The 24,993-nt window shown below is 51.0% G+C and carries 19 protein-coding genes and 2 tRNA genes; 11 read left to right on the top strand and 10 right to left on the bottom strand.

The genetic code is table 11. From position 1 onward, the window contains the following. Positions 1–6: 6 nt before the first annotated feature. The 4 genes from NT073_RS31040 to ubiE all read right to left on the bottom strand — a co-directional run bounded on the left by NT073_RS31040 (position 7) and on the right by ubiE (position 5,900). On the bottom strand, positions 7–3,195 hold the full coding sequence (locus NT073_RS31040) for a TonB-dependent receptor (protein ID WP_297381911.1): 3,189 nt from the start codon (positions 3,193–3,195) through the stop codon (positions 7–9). A 1,003-nt stretch (positions 3,196–4,198) separates the two neighbouring features. Next, positions 4,199–4,276 (bottom strand) — tRNA-Val (locus NT073_RS31035). 134 nt (positions 4,277–4,410) lie between these two features. Beyond that, positions 4,411–5,220 (bottom strand): porin family protein, encoded by an 810-nt coding sequence (locus NT073_RS31030; RefSeq protein ID WP_297381909.1) that lies wholly within the window; start codon positions 5,218–5,220, stop codon positions 4,411–4,413. Beyond that, positions 5,166–5,900: a bifunctional demethylmenaquinone methyltransferase/2-methoxy-6-polyprenyl-1,4-benzoquinol methylase UbiE gene (gene ubiE, locus NT073_RS31025; protein ID WP_297381907.1), complete on the bottom strand. Its 735-nt coding sequence runs from the start codon at positions 5,898–5,900 to the stop codon at positions 5,166–5,168. Before ubiE ends, NT073_RS31030 begins: the two co-directional genes overlap by 55 nt. A 249-nt stretch (positions 5,901–6,149) precedes the next feature. Between ubiE and NT073_RS31020 the strand changes: the two genes are divergently transcribed. The 5 genes from NT073_RS31020 (at position 6,150) to NT073_RS31000 (ending at position 10,442) form a co-directional block, all read left to right on the top strand. Further along, complete coding sequence (locus NT073_RS31020) at positions 6,150–7,358, top strand: dipeptidase (RefSeq protein ID WP_297381905.1); 1,209 nt, start codon at positions 6,150–6,152, stop codon at positions 7,356–7,358. 118 nt (positions 7,359–7,476) lie between these two features. Next, positions 7,477–7,908, top strand: a complete 432-nt coding sequence (locus tag NT073_RS31015) for an ABA4-like family protein (RefSeq protein WP_297381903.1) — start codon at positions 7,477–7,479, stop codon at positions 7,906–7,908. A 184-nt stretch (positions 7,909–8,092) separates the two neighbouring features. Further along, the gene (locus NT073_RS31010; RefSeq protein ID WP_297381902.1) at positions 8,093–8,359 is read left to right on the top strand and encodes a hypothetical protein; all 267 of its coding nucleotides are present in this window, start codon (positions 8,093–8,095) and stop codon (positions 8,357–8,359) included. Positions 8,360–8,663: 304 nt separating this feature from the next. Continuing rightward, positions 8,664–9,971, top strand: coding sequence for a Gfo/Idh/MocA family oxidoreductase (locus NT073_RS31005; RefSeq protein ID WP_297381900.1), 1,308 nt, complete (start codon positions 8,664–8,666; stop codon positions 9,969–9,971). Between the two features lie 171 nt (positions 9,972–10,142). Continuing rightward, positions 10,143–10,442, top strand: a complete 300-nt coding sequence (locus tag NT073_RS31000; protein ID WP_297381898.1) for a hypothetical protein — start codon at positions 10,143–10,145, stop codon at positions 10,440–10,442. Between the two features lie 76 nt (positions 10,443–10,518). Here NT073_RS31000 and NT073_RS30995 read toward each other — a convergent pair whose 3' ends face one another. Both NT073_RS30995 and NT073_RS30990 read right to left on the bottom strand, forming a co-directional pair. Continuing rightward, positions 10,519–11,562 carry a glycosyl hydrolase 53 family protein gene (locus tag NT073_RS30995; protein WP_297381897.1) on the bottom strand — a complete coding sequence of 348 codons (1,044 nt, stop codon included), beginning with the start codon at positions 11,560–11,562 and terminating at the stop codon, positions 10,519–10,521. A 95-nt stretch (positions 11,563–11,657) separates the two neighbouring features. Next, positions 11,658–11,731, bottom strand: a tRNA-Ile gene (locus tag NT073_RS30990). A gap of 125 nt (positions 11,732–11,856) precedes the next feature. Between NT073_RS30990 and NT073_RS30985 the strand changes: the two genes are divergently transcribed. From NT073_RS30985 to NT073_RS30965, 5 genes are all read left to right on the top strand, one after another. After that, the gene (locus NT073_RS30985) at positions 11,857–13,119 is read left to right on the top strand and encodes an HD domain-containing protein (RefSeq protein ID WP_297381896.1); all 1,263 of its coding nucleotides are present in this window, start codon (positions 11,857–11,859) and stop codon (positions 13,117–13,119) included. Between the two features lie 150 nt (positions 13,120–13,269). After that, positions 13,270–14,298 carry a UDP-3-O-(3-hydroxymyristoyl)glucosamine N-acyltransferase gene (gene lpxD, locus NT073_RS30980; protein WP_297381895.1) on the top strand — a complete coding sequence of 343 codons (1,029 nt, stop codon included), beginning with the start codon at positions 13,270–13,272 and terminating at the stop codon, positions 14,296–14,298. A gap of 119 nt (positions 14,299–14,417) precedes the next feature. Next, positions 14,418–15,812 carry a bifunctional UDP-3-O-[3-hydroxymyristoyl] N-acetylglucosamine deacetylase/3-hydroxyacyl-ACP dehydratase gene (locus NT073_RS30975; protein ID WP_012930933.1) on the top strand — a complete coding sequence of 465 codons (1,395 nt, stop codon included), beginning with the start codon at positions 14,418–14,420 and terminating at the stop codon, positions 15,810–15,812. Positions 15,813–15,862: 50 nt separating this feature from the next. Continuing rightward, complete coding sequence (lpxA, locus tag NT073_RS30970; RefSeq protein WP_297381893.1) at positions 15,863–16,660, top strand: acyl-ACP--UDP-N-acetylglucosamine O-acyltransferase; 798 nt, start codon at positions 15,863–15,865, stop codon at positions 16,658–16,660. Between the two features lie 74 nt (positions 16,661–16,734). Beyond that, positions 16,735–17,361: an ABC transporter ATP-binding protein gene (locus NT073_RS30965; RefSeq protein ID WP_297381892.1), complete on the top strand. Its 627-nt coding sequence runs from the start codon at positions 16,735–16,737 to the stop codon at positions 17,359–17,361. 62 nt (positions 17,362–17,423) lie between these two features. On the opposite strand, the gene NT073_RS30960 is transcribed toward NT073_RS30965, so the two are convergent. From NT073_RS30960 to NT073_RS30950, 3 genes are all read right to left on the bottom strand, one after another. Continuing rightward, positions 17,424–18,110: a thiopurine S-methyltransferase gene (locus tag NT073_RS30960; protein WP_297381890.1), complete on the bottom strand. Its 687-nt coding sequence runs from the start codon at positions 18,108–18,110 to the stop codon at positions 17,424–17,426. Positions 18,111–18,266: 156 nt separating this feature from the next. Next, positions 18,267–20,774, bottom strand: a complete 2,508-nt coding sequence (locus NT073_RS30955) for an FtsX-like permease family protein (protein WP_297382167.1) — start codon at positions 20,772–20,774, stop codon at positions 18,267–18,269. A 79-nt stretch (positions 20,775–20,853) separates the two neighbouring features. Continuing rightward, positions 20,854–21,570, bottom strand: coding sequence for an ABC transporter ATP-binding protein (locus NT073_RS30950; RefSeq protein WP_297381888.1), 717 nt, complete (start codon positions 21,568–21,570; stop codon positions 20,854–20,856). A gap of 186 nt (positions 21,571–21,756) precedes the next feature. On the opposite strand from NT073_RS30950, the gene NT073_RS30945 reads away from it, so the two are divergent. Further along, positions 21,757–22,470 carry an arylesterase gene (locus NT073_RS30945; protein WP_297382165.1) on the top strand — a complete coding sequence of 238 codons (714 nt, stop codon included), beginning with the start codon at positions 21,757–21,759 and terminating at the stop codon, positions 22,468–22,470. A gap of 93 nt (positions 22,471–22,563) precedes the next feature. Here the strand turns inward: NT073_RS30945 and NT073_RS30940 are convergent, their stop codons facing one another. Then, the gene (locus NT073_RS30940; RefSeq protein ID WP_297381886.1) at positions 22,564–24,987 is read right to left on the bottom strand and encodes a BamA/TamA family outer membrane protein; all 2,424 of its coding nucleotides are present in this window, start codon (positions 24,985–24,987) and stop codon (positions 22,564–22,566) included. Between the last annotated feature and the right edge of the window lie 6 nt (positions 24,988–24,993).

Here is a 24,993-nt window from a genome sequence, read left to right as displayed (position 1 = left end):
TGAAACTTAAAGCGTAAATGAAACACCCAGAATAATACTCTTGGCGGGGCTGAATACGTTGCTGGTTACCCCCGTGAAGGTTTGCTGAACGTTCATCCCTTTCCGGTGAGACAGGATAAGGAAGTTCTCGCCAGTGATGTACACCTGCGCATTCTCCAGGAAGGCTCTACGCGACAAGGTAGCGGGCAACGCATACGAAAGCGTTACGGTACGGAGGTTCAGGTAACTGGCATTCGTGAGCCAGCGGTCCGATGCGGCATCAAAATCCGACGTGCGTCCAGCGTCCATGCGAGGCACGTTGGTGATGTCGCCGGGGTTCCGCCACCGGTTCAGAATGTCGACGGATTTAGCGCTGCCATACCCGCCCGAACTCATCAGGGCTGCGTAAGCTCCATCGTAGGTCTTACCGCCTAACTGATACACAGTCAGCGCCGATAGGGTAATGCCTTTGTAGCGGAAGGTATTCGTAAACCCACCCGACACTGCGGGGATCGACGAGCCGCTGTAATGGTAGCGTGCATTATTGACGCTGGTTGTGAGCGTGTCACCGCCTTCGGTAATACGGGAGTTCGACGCCACATAGTTTGCCGCCCGGTATTGTGCTTCGCCCGTTGTTGAGTTCACACCCATGTATTCGCGGAGCCAGTAGTCATAGATAGACCGGCCAACGGCTAGTTTTTTCGTGCCATCAATAATTTCGGGATTTTCATCGGGCATCTTCGTAATCCGGTTTTTCACACGGGTGGCGTTCAGGTCGATGCGCCAGGTAAAGTCCTTCGTACGGATGGGTTCAATGCCCAGTTCAACCTCCATACCCCGGTTGTACATCGTGCCGATATTTCGGGTAACTGTCGAAATGCCATCCGACAGGGGTAAGGGTACGGCGAAGATCAGGTTGGACGACCGTCGGTCGAAGTACTCGACCGTGCCGGAAACACGTCCTTTGAACAGGCTGAACTCCAGAGCGGCATCGAAGGAGTTGCTCGATTCCCAGGCCAGGTTCTGGTTGCCAAGGCTCGTTTGCAGAATACCCGCTTCCGATGCGTTGTTCCAGCTCCCTAAGCCGAACAAAGGCTGCCAGGCGTAATAACTGATGGTATTGTCCTGGGCAAAAGCCGCCGTATTTCCTCCGCCATCATTACCGGTCTGACCATACGAAGCCCGTAATTTCATGGAGTTGATGGTTGGGATAGCCCGTAGGAAATCTTCCTGGTCGATACGCCACGCGCCACTCACGGAGTAGAACGTACCCCAGCGGGAATCCCGGTAGAACTTACTTGAGCCATCGCGTCGAACCGAAGTGGAGAGAAAGTACTTCTGGTCGTAGTCGTAGTTGATACGGGAGAAATAGCCCTCCACCCGACGCGTGTTGTATACCGACGACAGAAAGGTTGTGGTTGTGAAGTTGCCTAACTCGTAGTTGCCATCTACAATTTGCTGCGAACGCGACCCTTCCAGGTTGTTGTCGTTGATGCTGAAGTTCTCGTGGCCCAGCAGCACATCGAACGTATTTTTTCCAAACGACTTGTTGTAGTTCAGCAACTGGTTGAGGTTGAAGCTAGTGATGTTCTGAAACTGGTGGTTCGCACGGCCCGCCGGAGCACCGTCACCCACTTCGGGGTTGCCATAGGTGAACACATTCGTATTGGTAATGTCCGTACCGACGTTCACCGAGAACTTGAAATCTTTCAGGAACGAAACTTCGGCGAAGCCTCGTGCGCCCAGTACGTTACGACGCAGAAAATTCTGGTTCAGCAACGTCTCCGCAACCGAATGGCGACCACCGAACTGGGGTCGGGCAGGTAAGCCCAAGGACGTCAGGTTTCCGTAATCCCAGCGTCGCTGACCGTTCGGCAGCGTTAGAAACTGGCCGACATTATTCGGGTCGTACGCGTATACAGGATAAATAGGGCCGATATTTCGCGAGAAAAAGAACGGGTTCACAAAGTTGGTGCTGCCATCGGCATCTGCCTGGTTGGATTTCGAGATGGTCGTCGATAGGTTGGCTCCTACCCGAAACCAGGGTTTCATCTGAGAGTTGATGTTGATCCGGCCCGTAAACCGCTCGAAGTCGGAGCGGATCAGATACCCTTTGTCGTTGAGGTAACCCAAGGACACAAAATAGTCGGAGTTTTTCTGTCCGCCAGCGAAGCTTACGTTCAGCTCACGCCGGTTCCCCTGACGCGTAATCGGCTTCTCCCAGTTCAGATCGTCGGGCGAAAACAGAAGCTGGGCGTTTTGGTTGAACTGCCCGTCGGTATTAACCAGCTGATTGCCGAGTACGTTGTATACATTGTAGCCGACCAGACTAACCAGGCGGTTTGTGGCATCGGCGTTTGCCGTTGCCAGCGCAACGGGGTTAGTGGCCCGGTAGGCAATGCTGTTTCGGTAGGTTTCCCACATCAGCGGGTAGTACTCGCCAACGCCAACCCGGTCGTATTCGGGCAGACCCCGGCTGCTAAAGCCCTGTGTATAGCGCACGTTGATGGTACTCCGGTCTTTCTGGCCTTTTTTTGTCGTTACGACCACCACGCCATTAGCCGCTCGCGCACCGTAAAGGGCGGTTGAGGCCGCATCTTTCAGCACCGACACGCTTTCGATATCGCTCGGGTTGATGTTGGCAATATTGCCCGAATACGGAATGCCATCTACCACATACAGTGGGTCATTTCCCGACGAGATAGAGCCGAAGCCCCGGATACGAATTTCGGGAGCAGAGCCCGGCTGACCGCTGCCGGCCGTTGTCTGAACGCCAGATACCGCACCCGAAAGTGCCTGTGCCACGTTACTAACGCCACGATTCTGAATCTGCGTTGGTGACAGCGTACCCGCCGAACCCGTAAAGGATGCCCGTTTTGCCGTACCAAAGGTGGTTACGATAACCTCGTCCAGATTAGCGGCATCGGGCACCATGTTCACCGTGATGGTCGACTTGTTACCTATGGCAATCTCCTGAGACGCATAGCCAATGAAGCTGAATACCAACCGGCCCGTAGCGGGCGCGTTTAACCGATAGTTGCCTTCGGCGTCGGTGGTGGTGCCGCGCGTTGTTCCTTTAAGTTGTACGCTTACGCCGGGCAGCCCGCCCCCGTCTTCGGAGGATGTTACCCGGCCACTCACCGTAAAATCCTGCGCCAGAGCGGGTAAACAGGATAGAAGGGCCAGAAGCCAACTGCCCAATATAAATTTTCCCATGAAGTGTTACCGATAAAGTGTTTTAATTGAGTTTTAATTTCGGGGCAAAAGTACGTTATAATATATAAAATCAATATATTATTCTTAAAAAGTCTTTCATTGCGTATGATTAATACTGTATAAATATGATATAGACAAATTTATATTAAATGTTTATATTGTTATATAATGTTACTGATAAGCTCTTAATTACTTATTGAAATCATTCAACGATTGCTGATGGTTATCTTATTTTTGTGATAATAATTGTTTGGTATATAGTGTATTAGTAGGAGTTTACGATTTAAGAATAATTGGTTGTGTGTTCTATTTTTTGTTACCTAAGTAGGGATTATTTGGAAATGTTAGCACGAAAAAAAGGCTGTTCGAACAGCCTTTTTTTTGTGCTATTTACGATGTTGTCTATCCGATTTTAGGTAAGTGATTGGCACTACTCGAAGCTGGTAACCAACCGTATACATGCGGCAGACGTTGGAGTTGGACAGAGTATATCACTATGCCTAGCTTTACCCGCCTACAATAAAACTGTGGTTTGTAGGAAGGTAATAGTTTCTAATACACGCCATCTGGCGAGTTTTAGAAAACAAAACGAGTAACTATAGACCAATCATATAGCCTTATATGATTTCATCAGTTCCTGAATACGACGGTCGTGTTCCTAATCACTGTAAAAACCACCGGCTTCACAGTCCCAGCGTCGCTGTACCGATTGCCGGCCATCGGCTTGTTTCCGTCGCTCGTCAATGGGCAACCGCCAAATTTCTTTCAAGTGTGTTTGGCGTTCTAATTCTTATTGATGCCATTGAATGTTCTTTCCTTTTCGTGGACTTCTGTCCTTTTTTGCAAATGGATTTTGGGGTTCTTCTTCCATTCTATAGCATAGCGTTAATGGCCTTTGATCCTACCAGTCTACCTTTTGGGAGTCTACAAATGAAATGTAAAACGGTTGTTGTACCTAACAACGAAAAGGCACTTACCATTTCTGATAAGTGCCTTTTTATTCTGGTGGGAGTTGACGGGTTCGAACCGCCGACCCTCTGCTTGTAAGGCAGATGCTCTGAACCAGCTGAGCTAAACTCCCTTTTCTTTATATTTTCCCTTGCGATTGTCGTCGTTTGGGAGTGCAAATATAAGAGCCTAAAATGCCTTTATGCAAGCCTGAGGCCAAAAAAAAGTGAATTATTTTTTAATTGCCTGATTGACAGTGATCTTTTTCTACTCGAAATTTAAGTAAAGCGTTACCGAGTGCGTGGTTAGTTTATTGATCCCTATACTAGCGGCATTGGTGCCAGGACGGTAAAGATTAACGAGCCCATGGGAGAAGCGGATTTCGGGTGCGAATTTAAAATACTCGAAAAACTGCTCGAAGCCAAAACCATATTCAACCGCAAAATCCATCGTGCTGGTACTCAGTCGGCTTATACCTTGCGTCTCTTTTCGGCGCACGTTACTCTCAACGCTGAACGTACCGCCCGCCAGCAGATACATCCGGCTGTTGTTGCGCCGTTCAGATTTGTATTTGAGCAACAGCGGGAAATCAATCCAGGTCGATTCCCGAATTTCCGTCTTTGACGTGCCGCCCGGATAATCGTACTGGACCTCCCGGCTAAACAGGGATACCGAGGGTGTAAGCCGCAGATCGAAGCGGTCGTTTAAATAGGCATTGACAACAAACCCAACACGAAATGCTGGTTTATTCGGCGAATAGATACGATAGGCCGAATCCGCCGTCAGAAATTGCGGGCTGTGTGTAACGCTGAATCGGGTAATCGGAGCGGCAAAGAAAAAACCGTAATGAATGGTCTTGTCATCGTACCGCTCAAGGTGTTTTCGTATGTATTTGTAGCTCGTTTGGGCCTGTGTGCTGACCGAAACGAGACTAAACAGCAACAAAAGGAAGCCGGTCTGCACCGATAGTCGGGCAGTTATGGGTAGTAAGACAGCATTGGTTCGAGATGAACCAGCCGGAATTAGGCCTTGTGGCCGATGTAAATTGACGCAACGCCGAAGGTGAGCGGTATCCATTTGGTGTTTTTGAATCCGGCCGCTTCATAAATGCGCAGAAAGTCAGGACCATCAGGAAACGCCTGTACCGATTCAGGTAGGTAGGTATAGGCCGACGAGTCTTTGCTTACTACACGCCCGATGAGCGGCAGAATGGTACTGGAGTAAAAACTGTAAAGCTGTTTAAACGGAAACTGGCGCGGATTCGAGAACTCCAGCACGACGCACACACCACCGGGGCGCGTTACACGGTGCATGTCGGTCAGACCTTTCAGCAGATTCTCGAAGTTACGCACACCAAATGCAACGATGACAGCATCGAAATCATTGTCTGGCAGGGGCAATCCTTCTGAATCACCTGAGCGCATTTCGATAATCTGGTCGACGCCACGCTTCTTCATTTTCTCGCGGCCCACCGAGAGCATCCCTTCCGAAATGTCCATTCCTACAACTTTCTCGGGCTTTAATGCCAGGGCCTCCAGGGCGAAATCGCCGGTACCGGTGGCTATGTCGAGGATGCGTTTGGGGGATTGAGCAGACGCTTTCCGGAGTTCGCGGATGGCTCGTTTACGCCACAGAATATCTATACCACCACTCAGAACATGGTTCAATAAGTCATACTTCGGCGAAATACTATCGAACATCTCCGCAACCTGCTCGCGCTTGGAGGTGTCTTTATCTTTATAGGGAACGACGGACATGGGTAAATAAAGAAAAAGTGAGTAGTAGAAGTGAGTACCAGGAGTGAGGAGGGCTGACCACACCAATAGACCGGGGTCAGCAAAAAGTATGCGCCAGCCCTCCTCACTCCTGGTACTCACTCCTGCTACTTAAATTGCGGTGCCACAAAGGTAGTGCCATAACAGCACGTTTCGGATGAAAGTTTGATATTCAGAGAGGCAATGTGTAGTTTCGAAAGAATGTCTTTTTCTACTACAACCTGACTCATTATGATCTCTACCGTTCTGTCAATACTACTTACATTCAGCTCGTTTAGCGCAATTTCTCCCGGCAACGACGATCCGATCACCAAAAAAGCCCATAAAATTCACCAGCGCGTGCTAACGCTCGATACTCACGCCGATGCACCAATTATGCTGCAGAAGCCCGGTTTCGATGTGGGCGCTTCGCACGATACCAAACGCGACGGCTCGCAGATCGACTTTCCGCGCATGAAAAAAGGGAGCATGGACGCTATGTTCTTTGCCGTATATACCTCACAGGGGCCGCGTACCGACGAAGGCCATGCCGAAGCCAAACGCAATGCGCTGAACCAGTTCGACCTGATTCACAAAGCCCTGAAAAAATACCCAAATCTGGCCGAACTGGCGACCACACCCGCCGATGCCTACCGAATCAAGAAAGCCGGTAAACGGGCGGTATTTATCGGGATGGAAAACGGTTACCCGGTCGGGAAAGACCTGTCGATGCTCAAGACCTACTATGATCTGGGCTGCCGATACATGACCCTGACTCACTTCGCCAACAACCTCATCGGCGATTCATCGACCGACCCCGACGGCCCGATCTACGGCGGTCTGAGTGATTTCGGTAAGCAGGTAGTACCCGAAATGAACCGCCTGGGCATCCTCATCGATGTGTCGCACGTGGCCGACAGCACCTTTTATGACGCGCTGGCGCTCTCCAAAGCGCCCGTTATTGCATCGCACTCCAACTGCCGGGCGTTGTGCGATTTCCCGCGAAACATGACTGACGATATGATCAAAGCTATTGCCGCCAAAGGGGGTGTGGTGCAAGTCAACTTCGTGAGCGATTACTTAAAGAAGCCTTCCGATGCCAACCGGGCTGCCAAAACCAAAATACGCATGGCGCGGGTCGGTAAAGTCGTGACGCCGGAAATGGAAGCACGAATGACGGCTATGAGCGACTCGGTATCTAAAGTATATGCCTCTGAACGAGCCAGCCTGTCGGATATTATCGATCACATCGATCACATCGTTAAACTGGTGGGTATCGACCACGTGGGCATTGGTTCGGACTTCGATGGGGGCGGGGGTGTTAATGGGCTCGAAGACGTGAGTGAAATCGAGAACCTGACCGTCGAACTCGTCCGCCGGAACTACTCGGAAGCCGACATCGCCAAGATCTGGGGTGGTAATCTGTTGCGGGTTCTGGGACAAGCTAAGGTTGTTAAGTAGTGAAGTAGGTAGAGCGGACTAAGTATATAGTTACCAGCTACGCCTTAACAACCCCTGTACTTACTCCACTACTTAACCACTCCACGTACTTAACCAATCACGTACTCCACCAATAACCATGACTCCCGAAGCCGTTTTTAGCCTTGCCAGTACCCTTGTGTTGCCGCAATGGATGCTGATGATTTTTGCGCCCCGCTGGTTCGTGACGAAATGGTTGATGAACTCATACCTGATTCCGGTGGTGTTGGCGATCATTTACGTCATCTATCTGTTCGGCGGAGGTCCGGTCGATTTCGCGGCTTTCGGCACTCTGGCGGGAGTTAAAGGCCTCTTTTCAAACGGGGGCGATGGCGTTATGCTAGCTGGATGGGTGCATTACTTAGCCTTCGATCTGGTAGCTGGAACGGTCGTTGTGCGGGATGCACAGGAAAAAGCCATTCCCCAGTGGCTGATTGTACTTCCTTTATTTTTCTGCTTCATGCTGGGGCCGGTTGGGTTGCTGCTCTACTGGTTGATTCGTGTTATTCGCACCCGGCAGCTATCGGTCTAACATTCCCTTTAACGACAATGTAATGACCACTTTTTTTACATCATCATAGGAGAGGAACACCGTCCTGTACCAATTAGGGTAGTTATGCGTAGCGGCTACGCTTAATAGAGGCCTACACCTGGATGTTCGTCGCCGTGTTTGCCTAAAGCTAGGTATTACCATCTGGCAGGCCAGCCGGGGTAAAGTGTCACATTTTAATGTGTGTACGCCAGCGGATGGCTTTCTGTTTGGCCTGATGAGCATCGCCAGTACGGCGTTTACCGCGTGGACAGCCTACATTGGGTACCTCTTTTTTCGGCTCGATACAGCGGCTATTCGTACGGCTTATATATGGGGTATCCGGTTGGGAATTTTGCTGTTTGTTGTTTTTGCGTTAGAAGGGTTCCTGATGGCCGGTCGCATGGCCCACACTGTTGGTGCTCCGACGGTGATCCGGGTCTGCCTGCCCTGAACTGGAGTAGCCGCTACGTTGACCTTCGGATTGCACATTTTTTTTGCAGGCACGCACTACAGCTTATTCCCTTGTTCGGGTATTACATTGCCCGGCAACCGCGCCAGGTTATTATCATAGCAGCGGTCTACTTCATAATAGTTACCGCTTTGCTGATGCAGGCACTGGCCGGTAGGCCGTTGGTAGCTGGTTTGGGTAATTGATGGTAAAAAAACAGAAAACCCTGCTTTGGTTGAATGGATACTGGCAGTGAAGGCTGTCTCAACGTCATTTTAACCAATTCCGGGCAATCTTGCCTTACCCGATGAACCGTACTGATTTCCTGAAGACATCCGTTCTTGCCGGAGCCTCGCTGATTACTGATCCCGCTGAGGTTCGGGCGTTTATTACCCGTAAGGCTCCTCAAAAATACCGGACAGCCGTTGTTGGGGCTGGCTGGTGGGGCGGCAACATTCTGCGTTGCGCCGTGCAGGCGGGCGAATCGAAAATTGTGGCCCTTTGTGATGTTGATACGCGTCAGCTTAAAAAGACCAGCGAGGAACTCAGTAAGCTAACGTCCGACCAGCCGAAGCTATACCGGGATTATCGGGAGATGATTGCGACCGAGAAACCCGAAATCGTTATCGTCGCTACCCCCGACCATTGGCACCCGCTGGTGGCTATTGAGGCTATGAAAGCAGGCGCTCACGTATATGTCGAAAAGCCCATCAGCCATACCATCAATGAAGGGAAAGCTATGGTAAAAACGGCCCGGCAAACGGGGCGTATCTGTCAGGTAGGTATGCACCGGCGCGTATCGCCCCACAACGTGTCGGGTAGGGAATTCCTTCGATCGGGCAAGCTGGGCAAGATCGGTATGGCGCGGGCGTTTGTGCATTATGGCGGTGGGGCTGGTCAGCTTACACCCGATGCCGAAGTCCCGAAAGAAATGGACTGGAACATGTGGTGCGGACCGGCACCCCTCCGGTCCTTCAACCCAACCATGCACCCACGGGGCTGGCGTAACTACCTGAACTACGCAAACGGTACCCTCGGTGACTGGGGCATTCATTGGCTCGACCAGATTTTATGGATAACGGAGCAAAATCACCCGCGCAAGGTGTACTCAACCGGCGGGCGAGCCATTAAGAAAGACAGTACCGACGCCCCCGACCACCAGGTGGCAACCTTTGAATTCGACGATTTCACCGCTGTTTGGGAACACCGGACGTTTGGGGCTAACAATGCCGAGAAAACACATCCACAGCAGGCCGTAGGTGTGTACTTCTACGGCACAGAAGGTACGTTCCACCAGGGCTGGCTCGATGGCTGGACGTTCTACCCATCTGATTCGAAAAAGCCTGTTATCCATCAGGATGCGCAACTGGATAAACCCGATGATCAGAATATTGCTTTGCTCTGGGCCAATTTTCTGGATAGTATCAAAACCAAGAAACTACCCGTTTGCGATATTGAAATTGGTCACCGTTCTACTAATATGGCCTTGCTGGGTATGCTGTCTATGAAACTCGGTCGGAGTGTGGAATGGGATGGGAGTCAGATTCCGAACGATCCTGAAGCAAATAAACTCCTGAGCCGTGCTTACCGGGGTGAATGGCAGTACCCAACCTAGGTTAAGGAAAATTTGCCGTCCGCTCATTCTAAAAAAGCCTTCATATTTCAATGATATGAAGGCTTTTTTATATCTAATCAGATGATTTTCGTCAGCAAGAGACTATTTTTGATGTTGCCTATTTTACCTATATACATATATGGCGTATATTGTTTCAAAAAAATATAAACTATGATTTTAGAAGAAGCACTCACCGCAACCGTAATTAACGTTAATTCTACTGTTGAGTCCTTTATGGGCTATGTGGCTGTAAGTCACGTATTAATGCAAACGGAAGGCTTCGCCGACTTCCTGTTTGATAATTTCCGTATGATTGAAGACATAACAACGGACAATGACAGCTCGCTTGGGCTAAATCGGTTTGTTATGAAATCGATCCGATTTGTTGAGGGATACGGTCAGTACAAAATCAGTGTTGAACGATCCGTTTATGGCGATTATACCGTGAAAGGTGTGTGCAAAGTAAGATGATGCGCACACGTCTGTTTATCTTACTGTGTAAGCCCGGCCATAGCCGGGCTTTTTTTATGAACACCCCAATGAGAGGTTACCGGGGGACTGGTATTTCGGTCAGGAAGGCATCGAGCGCTCTGGTGGGCTTGCCATCGTCGCCCCAGGCGTTTAACTGGTAATTACTCCAGCTTTTGGCGCCTTCCGGCTCCCAGTAAAAAACGCCCAGCCCGCTCGAACCGGGTACGGCTTTCACAACCTTCTGCACGGCAACGAGCATGTCGTAGGTCTTCTGCACAGCGGTATAATCGTCACCCACTTCGGCCACAATCACGTCCTTACCATACCGGCTCGCCATGTCGTTGAGGTTAGCCGCCAGATTGCCAATGGATGCGGTATAATCTGAACCGATCCAGTATGGGTAATAGGACAGGCCGATGACATCGAACCGGGCTCCATGGACAGTTACGTTATCGAAAAACGTTCTGAACTTGGCGTTGTCATTACCGCTTTCGAGGTGAACAATTACTTTGGTCGTTGGGCTAACTGCTTTCACGGCCTTATAGCCGCTGGTAATTAATTGGGCTAGCTGCGGATAGTTCGTTGTGCTGCCATCGGGCCATAACATGCCATTTCCTATTTCGTTACCAATCTGAACCCACTCCGGCGTAATACCGCTGGCTTTTAAGGCTTTTATGACATCGAGGGTGTGGTCATATACATCGGTCTTTAATTGACTGAAGCTGTGCTTGGCCCAGGCAACTGGTTTGAGCTGATGGCCGGGGTCGGCCCAGGTATCGCTGTAGTGAAAGTCGATCATGATTCGAAAGCCAAAAGCCTTCGCTCGTTTGGCCATTATAACAACTTCGTCCCGGCCGCAATGGCCGTTGACCTTATCGGCCGATGGATTAACGAATACCCGGAACCGGACCGAATTGATGCCTCTATCTTTCAGTATCTGAAAGCAGTCCTGCGCCACGCCCTTGTCGTTATAGAACACATAGCCAGTGGCTTCCATCTGCTGAAGCCAGCCTACATCGGCACCCCTGGCAAACTTCTGAGCTTGCGTAACACTACTGGTAAAAAATAAAGCCAGTACGCTGATGGCGGACGAATAGAGAAATGTAATCGACTTTTTCACAGTAGCTGAGGGGGGGGAGCCTATAAGCCGTTAAACCGGACGGGAATAAACAAAAAAAGCCGCTCAACATCTCTGTTGTGCGGCTTTTTTTGTTGTGGGCCAGCCTGGACTCGAACCAGGGACTTACTGATTATGAGTCAGGCACTCTAACCAACTGAGTTACAAGCCCGTTGCTGATTGATTGCTCAGGTTCAGCATGCAAATTTACAAAATTTTTGACAGGATTGCAGAGTTGACCGGTTTTTCGGTCTATAATCCTGTTAATCCTGCAATCCTGTCCGGTATCTTTGCTGAATGTCAGCGCCTAACAAAAAGAAAATTCTCAACGATCCCGTTTACGGGTTTATCACGATCCCGACCGAATTACTTTTCGATTTGGTTGAGCATCCTTACTTTCAGCGTCTTCGGCGTATCAAGCAGTTAGGTTTATCGGAATACGTTTATCCAGGGGCTCTGCATACCCGCTTTCATCACGCTCTGGGCGCCATGCACCTGATGGGACAAGCGATGAGTACCCTGCAAAGCAAGGGCCACAGTATTAGTACGGAAGAATGCGAAGCTGCCCAGATTGCTATTTTACTGCACGACGTTGGGCATGGGCCGTTTTCGCATGTGCTGGAATGTTGCCTGCTGGAAGATGTACCTCACGAGGAAATTTCGCTACTGCTCATGCGTGAACTCAACCAGCAATTTAATGGGGCTCTCTCGCTGGCCATCCGAATGTTTGAGGGGACCTACGAGCGCCCCTTTTTTCATCAGTTGATATCGAGTCAGCTGGATATGGATCGAATGGATTATCTCAACCGCGACGGCTACTATACGGGTGTGGCCGAAGGAGCCATCGGGGCCGAGCGAATCATTAAAATGCTGGATCTGGTAAACGATCAGCTGGTGGTGGAAGCCAAAGGAATTTTAAGCGTCGAAAATTTCCTGAATGCCCGTCGGCTGATGTACTGGCAGGTGTATCTACATAAAACCTCGATTTGCGCCGAGTCGATGCTGATTCAGATTTTACGGCGGGCGCGTTTTCTGATTCGGCAGACTGGCGCCGAGGCCGTTTTTGCACCGGAATCGTTTCGGCTGTTCTTGCAGGATAGTATTTCGCTGGCCGATTTTCGAACGAATCAAACCTATTTAGATGCCTTTACCCGGCTCGACGATTTTGATATCTGGTTCTGCATCAAGCAATGGGCTCGGCATCCAGATTTTGTCCTGTCGACACTTTGCCAAATGCTGCTCGACCGGAGGCTGTTTAAAATTATGTTGTCGACAGAGCCCTTTGCCGCTGAACTACTCGCCGAGCTGGAAAAGCAACTGCATCAACTGGGGTTAACTGATGAGGAGCTTTCTTATTTTCTGGTTGAAGGACAGGCGACCAATGCCGCTTACCTACCCTCCGGCGACCGGATCAGTATCAAACTCAAATCAGGAAAAGTTATCGACATTGCCGATGCCTCCGACTTATCGAATATTCAGGTGCTTACCAACATCGTACGGCGCTATTACGTCTGTTGGGCAAAAGAATTGACATTGTTGAGTAAACCGGTGAGTCAGTAACTGACTACAATAGGTAAACCCAGAATGGGTAACTTACCAACTTACGAACTATTTCCGGTCGATTTTATCCGCAAAGTGCAATTTGTTAGCTACCTTAGCGGCCCAATCGCTCGCTAAAATCGAGTGTTTTGCGACGGCCGTCATACGCATATGAAGTTTACAGTCAAGCAGATTGCCACACTGCTGGGGGGCGAAGTCGCCGGAAATGATACATTGGCAATCACGGGATTAGCCAAAATTGAAGAAGGAAAGCCAGGCGATATTTCGTTTCTGTCGAATCTTAAATATGAACCGTTTCTGTATACAACTCAGGCATCGGCGGTGATTGTTGATCGTTCGTTTCAGCCGAAAAAGCCTGTTTTGTCCTCCCTGATTTTTGTGGAAAATTCCTACTCAGCCTTTACGCAGCTGCTGGAGGAATACTACAGGCAACTGAGTTTTGCCAAAGCAGGAGTTGAGCAGCCATCCTACATGGGTGAAGGCTGTCAGATTGGTGACCATATCTACCGGGGTGCTTTTTCGTACATCGGTCAGAACTGCCGGATTGGTCGGAATGTGAAGATACATCCACATGCGTATGTTGGCAACAACGTCTGCATTGGCGATAACACCATCATCCATCCCGGTGCCCGTATTCTCGACGACTGCGTTATCGGAAAAAGCTGCGTGATTCATCCCAATGCCGTTATTGGCAGTGAAGGGTTTGGGTTTGCTCCTCAGCCCGATGGTAGCTACAAGACCATTCCGCAACTGGGCAACGTGATCCTGGAAGATTTTGTCAATGTCGGTTCAAACACAACCATCGACTGCGCTACCATGGGCTCTACCATTATTCGCAAAGGGGTTAAACTGGACAACCTGATTCAGATCGGGCATAATGTCGACATTGGTGAGAACACAGTCATTGCCGCGCAGACTGGTATTTCGGGATCGACGAAGCTTGGTCAGAACTGCGTTATCGCCGGACAGGTTGGCTTTGCCGGTCACCTGACCATTGCTAACGGCACCAAAGTAGGTGCTCAGTCGGGTGTTGGTAAAAATGTGTACGAAGAAGGAACATCCCTCAATAGTTCGCCTGCTTTCGGTCTGAAAGAAAGTATGCGTTCATTGGCCATATTCCGGAAATTGCCGGCCCTGGAACAACGGCTGACGAATCTGGAAAAGAAAAATGCAAAATAAGTTACGGCTTATGGTTTATAATTCACCGTGTATGGTTTGTGGCTGGCTGCCGCGAGAAGACACCGCCTATCCGCCAGCCAGAAGCCCAAGAACCGTAAACTGAGAACTGAAAAAGAATAATGAATACCAAACAACAGACGATTCAGAAATCCATATCGGTATCGGGCGTGGGCCTGCACACAGGGGTCTCTGCAACCATGACTTTCCTGCCCGCACCAACAAACCACGGCTATAAATTCCAGCGCATCGACCTGCCGGGGCAGCCCATTGTGGATGCCGACGTGGATAACGTGGTGGACCTGTCGCGGGGAACGACCATCGAGCAGAGTGGCGCACGGATTCATACCGTTGAGCATACGCTGGCGGCTCTGGTTGGTTTACAGCTGGATAACGTCCTGATTCAGCTGGATGGCCCCGAACCGCCCATTATGGATGGGTCGTCCATTCAGTTCATCAATGCCCTGCGTGAAGCCGGTATTGAGGAGCAGAACGCCAGCCGTAACTATTTCGAAGTAAGCGAATACGTTCATTACCGCAATCCGGAGAAAGACATCGAACTGGCCGCCTTGCCGCTGGATGATTATCGGCTTACGGTGATGGTCGACTATAACTCGCGGGTAATCAGCAGTCAGCACGCGTACCTGAACGACATCAGCCAGTTTCCAGAGCAGATTGCCAACTGCCGGACGTTTGTTTTTCTGCACGAACTGGAAGCGCTGTACAAACAGAACCTCATTAAAGGGGGCGACCTGACCAATGCCATTGTTATTGTGGATCGGGAAGTGAAAGATGGCGAACTGGACTACCTGGCCGATCTGCTCAAGAAGCCGAAGGTAAGTGTCAACAAACAGGAGGGCATTCTGAACAATCTGGAACTGCACTACCCGAACGAAATGGCCCGCCATAAACTGCTCGATATGGTGGGTGATCTGGCTCTCATTGGCCGACCCATCAAGGCGCAGATTCTGGCCGCCCGGCCCGGCCACGCGGCCAACGTGGCGTTTGCCAAAAAAATCAAGAAACTGATTCAGAAGAACGCGGTTAACCAGGTCCCCAAGTACGATCCTACCCAACCGCCGGTTCTCGATATCAACCGGATTTCGCAGCTGCTGCCGCACCGCTACCCATTTCAGATGATCGATAAGATCATTGCGCTGGACGAAAACAGCGTAGTCGGGATTAAAAACGTGACCATGAACGAACCGTTTTTTCCGGGCCATTTTCCCGGAAATCCGGTTATGCCGGGTGTCATGCAGCTCGAAGCGATGGCGCAAACGGGTGGTATTCTGGTTCTTAGTACCGTTCCCGACCCGGAGAACTACTGGCCGTTTCTGGTAGGTATCGAAAACTGCCGGTTCCGGCGCAACGTTTTGCCCGGCGATACGGTAATCTTTAAGTGTGAGTTCACATCACCCATGAAGCGCGGTATTGTAAAAATGCAGGGCCGGGGCTATGTAGCCAATCAGTTGGTTTGTGAAGCAGACATGATTGCCAGCCTGGTTAAAAAGAAATGATGAATGATGAAACCGTTTTCATTCATCCTTCATCATTCATCGTAAAAAACATGATTCAACCATTAGCTTATATCCACCCTGAAGCGAAAATAGCGCAGAACGTGGTAATCGAGCCATTTGCTATTATCCATAAAGACGTTGAGATTGCCGAAGGGACCTGGATTGGTTCTCACGCCGTTATCAACGAAGGGGCTCGCATTGGCCGCAATTGTAAAATTTATCCGGGAGCCGTTATCTCGGCAACACCCCAGGATTTGAAATTTAACAATGAGTATACCCGAACGTACATTGGCGACAACACGACCATTCGGGAGTACGCTACCATTAGCCGGGGAACGGAGGAGCATTGGAAGACGGAAATTGGTGCCAACTGCCTGGTGATGGCGTATGCGCACATAGCGCACGATTGCCGGATTGGTAACTACTGCATTATTACAAATAACGTGCAGATGGCGGGGCATGTCTTTATGGGCGACTGGGCAATTATCGGCGGGTCAAGTTCGGTACTTCAGTTTACCCGTATCGGTGCTCACGCGTTTATTTCGGGAGGCTCCCTGGTTCGGAAAGATGTTCCGCCCTTCTCCAAGGCCGCCCGAGAGCCGCTTACCTATGCCGGTATTAACTCGGTAGGTATCCGTCGGCGGGGGTATACGAACGAGCAGATCAACCAGATTCAGGAGATTTATCGGTATATCTACCTGCGCGGCCTGAACAACGCCGATGCCCTGACACAAATCGAACTTGAGCTGCCCCCATCTGATGAACGCGACGAAATTGTGAACTTTATCCGATCGTCGGAGCGCGGGATTATGAAGGGCCCGTCAACCAGTAACGCAGAGCGGGAATAAAAAGCTAACTAAAAGGCACAAGGCCGAGCCTTGTGCTTTTTTACCCTCATGGCGCAAGGCCGGGATACCACATAATGTTGACAATCAACGCCGAAGGGATCGGTAAGAAATACAGACGGGAGTGGATTTTTCGGCGGGTAAACTTAACCCTCCAGGCTGGAACGAGCTACACCTTTGTGGGACCAAACGGTAGCGGAAAGTCTACATTGCTTCAATTACTTGCCGGAAACCTGCCCGCTACCGAAGGCAACCTCACCTACACGAAGAGCAATGCCCTCATCGAACCCGACAACTGGTTTCGGCAGGTGAGTATTGCCGCGCCTTACGTCGAACTGGTCGAAGAACTAACGCTGGATGAGTTGCTGACATTTCACCAGACGTTCAAGCCGTTCAGGAATAAACTCACCCCCGAAGCCGTTGCGGAGCGGTTGCTCTTAACGCAGGCCCGGCACAAAGAAATCAAGTACTTCTCGTCGGGGATGAAGCAGCGCGTTAAGCTCGGTCTGGCTTTCTTCTCCAATTCACCTATCGTTATTCTCGACGAGCCAACCTCCAACCTCGACCGGCAGGGGGCCGCCTGGTACCACGAGCAGGTACGACAGCTCGACGCCAACCAGCTTCTGCTCATTGGCTCCAATCAGCCCGAAGAGTACGATTTTTGCCCCAATGTGCTGGATGTGATGCAGTGGAAAACGCGCTAAACAGCTGTGCCGCCCGGTTCAAAAACCAGACGGCACAACATTAATCATTGAAAAGAAACGTTTTAAACAGCTTCGGTCATTTGCCCCGCATCGGTCCATACCGATGAGTGATACAGCTTCCTCATCAGAAAGCCGTGTTCAATCAGGAACGACAGGTTAAACTTCCGTACCATACCGTGATTGGGTAATACGGGACTTTCAACGTGGTTAATTACATAGTTGGGAAAGTACGACGAAACATCGCGGGGCGAAATGCTGAAAGGGGGGGTAGGCATGGTGGGGGCGTATTCAACTGTATTCAGGAAGGTCAGTGAACCTACCGGTGTCAGTTCTTCGAGGGTTTGCAGGTAGCGCATTCGCATGGCATTGGGTAAAGCCACCAGCGAAGCCCGATCATAAACAACATCGATCGGGCCAAGATCGTCGGGAGTTAGGGAGAAAAGATCGCAGCAGAAAATGGTGATGTTTCCCGAGATGAACCGATCGCCAACGCGCCTGTATGTCAATTGGTTTTCGGAAAAGAACTGGAGAACTGCCTTCTCAACGAGTTCGACCCCGATCACCCGATTGGCGAAGTGGCTGAAGTAAATCATATCGACGCTTTTACCGCATAGCGGAACGAAGACGGACTTACCTTCAAGAGAGAATGGCGGAAGGTGTTTGATCAGGTAAGGGTGGATATCCTTGCGGTGAAAGCTGGTATAAGGGCCTTCTAATTCCCATGAGTTCATCCAGAATGCTTTTTCCATGACGTAAAGAGGAGAGGGTTTTGCGTAGTTTGATGATGCAAAGTTCTCTCCTCTTTCATCCGGTTTTTAGCGCGGATGTACGGGTTCTGTAAATGCCGTATATTCCCGTAGATCAGCAGGATGCACAGGGGAAACTACGTAGAAGGAGCCACTGTCTTACCCCTCCGCCCGTAGTACGTCCAGCGGTGGTCTGACCAGCACGTCGCGGCTATTGAAAACGCCGATCACGACAGTCAGGGCCGTAACGGTGAAGGCAATGACGACCAGCGGAAAGGTACTCGGCTGGTAGGGTACCTCGAAGACGAACCGGGCCAGACTCCATGTGCTGACCAGCGAAAGCAAAATACCCGAGAGGGCTGCCAGCAAACCCAACAATCCGTACTCCAGTGCCGTAATTCGCAGAATCTGCCCGCGGCTGGCACCCAGTGTTCGCAGCAGTACGCTCTCACGCATACGCTGGTATTTGCTGATAACGACCGAACTGGCCAGAACCAGCAGCCCCGTCAGAATGCTGAACAGGGCCATAAACTGAATAACAAAAGAGATTTGCCCCAGAATTTCGTCGACCGTTTTCAGGATCAAACCTAGGTCGATGGCCGACACGTTCGGGAAGTTACTAACCAGCGCCCGCTGAAGTACCGCCGACGTTTGGTTATCTGGTACGCGAGTCATCAGCACGTGAAACTGCGGTGCCTGCTCCAGAACGCCCGATGGAAAGACGACCAGAAAATTGGTTTGCACCCGGTTCCACTCTACCTCACGAGTGCCGCCTACAATTGTTTGAATAGGTGCACCCTGCACGTTAAAGTTGAGCGTATCGCCCAGCTTTAGGTGCATCCGATCCAGAAAGCCATTTTCAATAGACACGTAAATAGCTCCGTTTTCCTGGTAGGGGGCTTTACCCGATACCAGTTTTTCAGACGAAATAAGTGTGTCGCGATAGGTAACCCGGTACTCGCGGGTGAAGGCCCAACTGGGTGTTTTGGCGGTCGTGTCTTTGGCATTCTTAGGAACAGCATTGGTGGTTCCGTTGATGTCGTTCAGGCGCATGGTTACCACCGGCACTTCCTGCAAAATAGGCAGCTTCTGTTGCGTCACCAGCGACCGGATGCCTGCAATCTGGGCATTCTGAATATCGAACAGCACCATGTTGGGTTGTTTACCACTCGCCGACAACTCCACCCGGCCCAGCAAAAGACCCTGGGTAAGGTAAAGTGTTGCAATCAGAAACGCACCCAGACCAATGGAGGTGACGAGGATAAGGGTCTGGTTGTTAGGTCGGTATAAATTGGCCAAACTTTGCCGCCAGACGTAGCTCCACGATGCCGGGAAGAACTTACGCACCAGCCAGATAAGCCCCAGGCCAAGCAGCGTTAAAATGCCGAAGGCCACCGCCAGCCCACCCGTAAAACCGACGGCCAGCATGAAATTCTTTGTTTGTAGATACGCAAAACCAACGATAAAGCCCAGCACCAGCAGGTAAACCAGCCACCGGAATGGGTCACGGTTGCTGAGGTCGGCTTCGTACGAACTTCGGAGCGTACGGAGGGGCGACACGTTTCGAATGGCCAGTAACGGAAGTAACGAAAACAGCACTGAAATGAGTACCCCCGTTCCAATGCCGCCGAGAATAGCTGTGACCGATAGGCTGGTTTCGACTGTTACCGGCAGGAAGTTGCTGAATACACGGGGTAATAGCAACTGCACCACCGACCCGGCCAGTGCGCCGATAACTGCGCCAAGCAAGCCCATCAGGGCCGTTTGAATGAGGTAAATCAGAAAGGCCTGTCGCCCGCTGGCACCGAGTGTTCGCAAGATAGCGACCGACGTTACCTTCTCTTTGACGTACAGCTGAACGGCGCTGGCTACGCCCACGCAGCCCAGTAAAAGGGCCACGAAGGCTACCAGACTAAGGTATTTGGTCAGGTCGGCGAAGGAACGGCCGGTTTGTTTCTTGCGCCCGTCAACGGTGTCGTAGCTTATACCTTCCTTATCCAGCCGGGCCGAGATGGTCTTGATGTATTTTTCTACATTGGTGCCGGGCGCAAACTGGTAATAGTATTTATAGGCTACCCGGCTGCCGCGCTGCAACAGGCCGGTACCAGACAGAAATTGGTTTGGAATGAAGACCGTTGGCGCAACGGTAGCCGCAATGGCCGCCTGCCCCGGTGTTTTTGTGACCCGCCCCGCAATCAGAAAAGACAAGTTGCCAACCCTTACCGAGTCGCCGGGTTGAGCACCAAGCTGGACCAGCAGCCCATCGTCGACTAACGCTACCCGCTCTGTGGCCTGCCGGAAGGATTTGATGGCCGATGCCGGTTGTACTTCCCAGGTTCCGTAATAGGGAAAATTTCCTTCCAGCCCTTTCACCTGCGCCAGTCGGACACCCCCCGTTTTGGGGATAGAAACGAGCGAGGCAAACGAAACTTCGTAGGCCCGGTCGCGGCCCATTGTCTTTACCAGTTTCGTTGTTTTCGGCGAGGGTGGTCGGCTCCAGGAAAGCGTCAGGTCTGCACCCAGGAGTTCGCGTGCCTGGTCGTCAATACTGCGGGCGAGGTTATCGCCAAACGAGTTGATGGCTACTAAAGCGGCAATGCCCAGCACAATGGCCGACATAAATAGTAGTAACCGCTGTCGGCTCCGGCGGCTATCGCGCCAGGCCATTCGAAAAAGCCAGGACATAATTTAAAGAGTGAATAGTGAAAGAGCGATTTGCCAAGGTGGTGAACTAGTGTGAGTGTTGTCACTCGTTCACTCTTTCGCTCCGATTCGGCGTTCCGATTCGCTCTTCGGTATCAGAAACGACCGTTCCGCCTTTTATACGGATAACCCGTTGAGTACGGGCGGCCAGTTCCATATCGTGCGTGACCAGAACGAGGGTTGTTCCGGCTTCGCGGTTGAGTTCAAAGAGCAGATCGACAACGGTGGCGCTGGTGTCGGCGTCGAGGTTGCCGGTTGGCTCATCGGCAAAAAGTAGTTTAGGCCGGTTGGCAAAGGCACGGGCCAGCGATACGCGCTGCTGCTCGCCACCCGAAAGCTGGGTAGGGTAGTGGTGCCCGCGCTTGCCCAGCCCGACGCGTTCCAGCAGGGCCTGAGCTGCTTTGGCGGCTCCCTTTTCGCCACGAAGTTCGAGCGGCACCATCACGTTTTCGAGGGCGGTGAGCGTGGGTAGTAACTGGAAGTTCTGGAAAATAAAGCCAACGTACTGGTTGCGGATAGCCGCCCGCTGATCTTCGTTGAGTGTATCCAGCCGAACGTCGTTCAAATAAACGCTACCCGACGAAGACCGGTCCAGACCCGCACATAAGCCCAGCAGGGTTGTTTTGCCGCTGCCCGATGGGCCAACGATGGAAAAGGTATCGCCGGGTTCGAGGGTGAAGTTGACGCCGTGCAGAACGGTTAAATCCTGCCCCCCACTCGAATAGGTTTTCGTCAGATTTTCGACGCGAAGAATGCTCATGGAACAAAAAAGGGTTGTTGCGACTTTCTTAGTTAGTGGTTATTGGGTTATTGGTAAAGCCGTAAACGACTACCTAAGCCAACGAATACAAGGAACAAACGGATAACTAATTGACGATCATCGCTGTGTTCTCTGCGTCGCAATGGCGCACCACGTTGTGTTCATCAAGTAACTCGTATGAAAACAATGAAGTTCTGCACAAATAGTAAATCACTCCATTCTGTGATAAGCGGGTTCTTGCTGGTCTTAACGGTCTGGGGCTGTGGTTCATCTGATACGAAAACGAACGATGCCGCCACAAGCACATCCGCTCAACAGGCTGCATCAAAACCGGAGTCTCCGGCCAAGAAACAAACCATTCTGTTCTACGGGAACAGCCTGACGGCTGGTTACGGGGTGGAGCCGTCGCAGGCGTTTCCGGCTTTGATCGGAAAAAAGGTCGACTCGCTTGGCTTGAATTATACCGTTGTCAATGCCGGTTTAAGTGGCGAAACGACTGCCGGTGGCAAAAGCCGCATTGGTTGGGTACTGCGTCAGCCGGTGGCGGTGTTCGTGCTGGAACTGGGCGGTAATGACGGACTCCGGGGCCTGCCGCTAGCCGATACCCGTAAGAATTTACAGGCCATCATGGATACTGTCCGGCTCAAGAGCCCGCAGGCTACGATTGTGCTCGCTGGTATGCAGATTCCGCCCAACATGGGCACGAGTTACGCCAACGAATTTCGGGGGTTGTTTAAGGAACTGGCGGATAAGAACAAGGCCGTTCTAATTCCGTTTCTTCTCGAAAACGTTGGCGGTATCCCCAGATTAAACCAGCCTGACGGTATTCACCCAACCCCCGCCGGACATAAGATTGTGGCCAACACTGTCTGGCAGACTCTCCGGCCTGTATTGAAGTGATCCGGCGGGGGGCTTCAACCCGCGTAGCCGAAGGCAAGTCGACCTTGCGTTACGGACCTTCTGTTACGCGGGCTAAAGCCCCCGTTACGTACGTTAAAACGGGTAACCAACGCCTATATTAAAGACCAGGTTTTCTTTTCGCCAGGTTGGGCTGCCAAAGGCCATTTTATCAATAACCCATTCACTGCCTTCTGTTTTATAAGGTTTGCGAAGCGGAGTGGCCACATCAAGTCGCACCAGGAAATACGATAAGTCAATCCTGATACCAGCGCCCGCGCCAACGGCAATCTGGCTATAAAAAGCTTTTGAGAATTGAGCTCCCTCTCCAAATGTATCGGTATTGGCATAGGTCCAAACGTTGCCTGCATCGACAAAAACGGCCCCTTCGATATACTTGTTGAACTTGGCGCGTATCTCTGTATTCGCTTCGAGCCTGATATCGCCCCCGCCGTCCTGAAACAGAGGCAGGTTACGGATGGTGTCACGCGTGAACAGTCCCGGTCCAATGGCTCTCGGCCGGAAAGCCCGGATGCTATTGCTGCCGCCCACAAAATACTGTTTGGTGAAGGGAAGCTGATAGCCTTTCGAGTTGCCATAGGTGATGCCAACGCCTGCAAACAGACGGTTTGCCCAGGTTATTTTTGGTGTCAGCCGACGGTATAATCGACCGTCGACATCGAACCGAAGAAACTGGGCATAGGAGACGCCAAAAATGCCATTCCGGTCTTCACCCTCTATCGGTTTTCGGAAGAAAAGGCTTGCCAAGTTACCCGCAGCTTCTGCATTTGCCGTTATCCGGAACGAAGTTGGAGAAAGGGAACGGATAGGTGAGTTGAAATTAAATGTATAAAGCGAACTTAAAATAAGCTGGTTAGAGCGGAAAACGGTATTTATGTATTGTCTTCTGATTAGGTCAGAAATGTCTGGATCTTCAATGATTTCAAGAACTCGGGGCTTAATCTGGCTTGATGGTACATAAACGTAATTAACGTTAAACGGCTGAAAGACGTGCTCCAACTGCTGACTCTGCCGCCAGGCATAGCCAAATGTTACTTGAGCCGAGTTAATTCGGTAAAGCCCTCCCCTAATGATCGTTTGATAGCCGACAGTAACATTTGTTTTTGGCAGGGCCTGTCGCTGGTCGTATAAAAAACGATGGGGAGACACAAGTCTGGGGAAGCTCAACGTAGCATCGGCCCCAAACCGGTAGTTGGTAATTCCTTCGCCCGCCGAGGCCACCTGAAATTCAATACCAGCGTTGGCATTGATGGTCAGTAATTCGGCCCGACGCAGCGCATTGCGGTTTCGCCAGCTTAGAATAAGCTGCGTACCATTGAAGTTGTTAGAACGCGACGTGCCATCCAGTTCGGCCCGCACCGATTTGGCCGGGGAAGGTGTCAGGTAATAGTGAACATCGAGCACGGCACTGTCGCCCTGCTGGTCAGGCTCGAAGCGGTTACGGACAAATTTGAAGGCGCCCAGATTAATGAACCGGGAGAGGGTCAAATCCTGCATCCGGCTATTGTACCGCTGGCCGGGTCGTACCGTTACAATGTCGCGGAACAGTTTATTGTCGAACCGCTGTGTAGAGTCGATGATCCTAAACTGTTCATTCGTCTGAAATGCTTGCCGCCGGTTGGTGTCATTACGGGCGGTCGACAGGTTGTAGTTCGAATAAATAAAGACGTCGCGGATGTAATAGGGTACCCCGGCTGCTTCGGGCATATCCGGTTTGATGGCGAAATATAGTTTTGTCCGGTGGCGGGCGGTATCGTTATCGGCGATGACGGCAATGTAGTCGGGCAGAAAGTAATAGAAGCCGCGCTGCTTGATAAACTGACTGATGCGCTCCCGCTCCAGTTTGATGTTTTCGAAGAGATACGGACTTCCTTTCTTGATAACCGTTCGTCGGGCCGAGGCAAGCAGGGCTTTTCGAACCGGCGTAGAGTCGACCAGAAAGCCGGTAGAGTCGATAATAAAGCGCTGTTTTACATCAACATCGTAAACACCCCGTGCCTTATACCCATCTTCAACAATCTTACCCGTGGCATCTGATCCGAAATAGCCCTGATTTTGCAGGGTTGCCTTAAAAACAGGAATATTCGATGAAATGGCTTTGGCGCTGGCCAGTATGGGCTCCTGACCAAACTTACGGCGAAACCATGCCCGGAAACCATTCGGTTTTTTAGGCTCGCCGAAGAGGTAATAAAACCCGACTTTATACGGATAGCCGAACAACTGTTTGTTGGGTCGGGGCCGTGCCTGCTCTTCCAACTGGGTTTTCAGACCAGCCTGCTCTGTTGACGAAATAGTGGAGTCGGCCTGAATCCGCACATCCGTCCCCATATATAGTCGTTCATTGGCCGGCAAATGTTTAGCTATGTTGCAGCCACTGAGCACCCAGATAGTGAACGGCACCGCAACCACCGCATAAGGCACACGAATTGTGCCCTTTGCCCGTCTGCGTAAAGCGGTAAGGTGATGTAAGAAAAGTTTTAGCGTCGATACGAAAGTCATAACGGT

Origin of the sequence: Spirosoma sp., assembly GCF_026391055.1 — a bacterium.
Taxonomy (GTDB): Bacteria; Bacteroidota; Bacteroidia; order Cytophagales; family Spirosomataceae; genus Spirosoma.
This window is presented reverse-complemented; position numbering and strand designations above follow the sequence as displayed.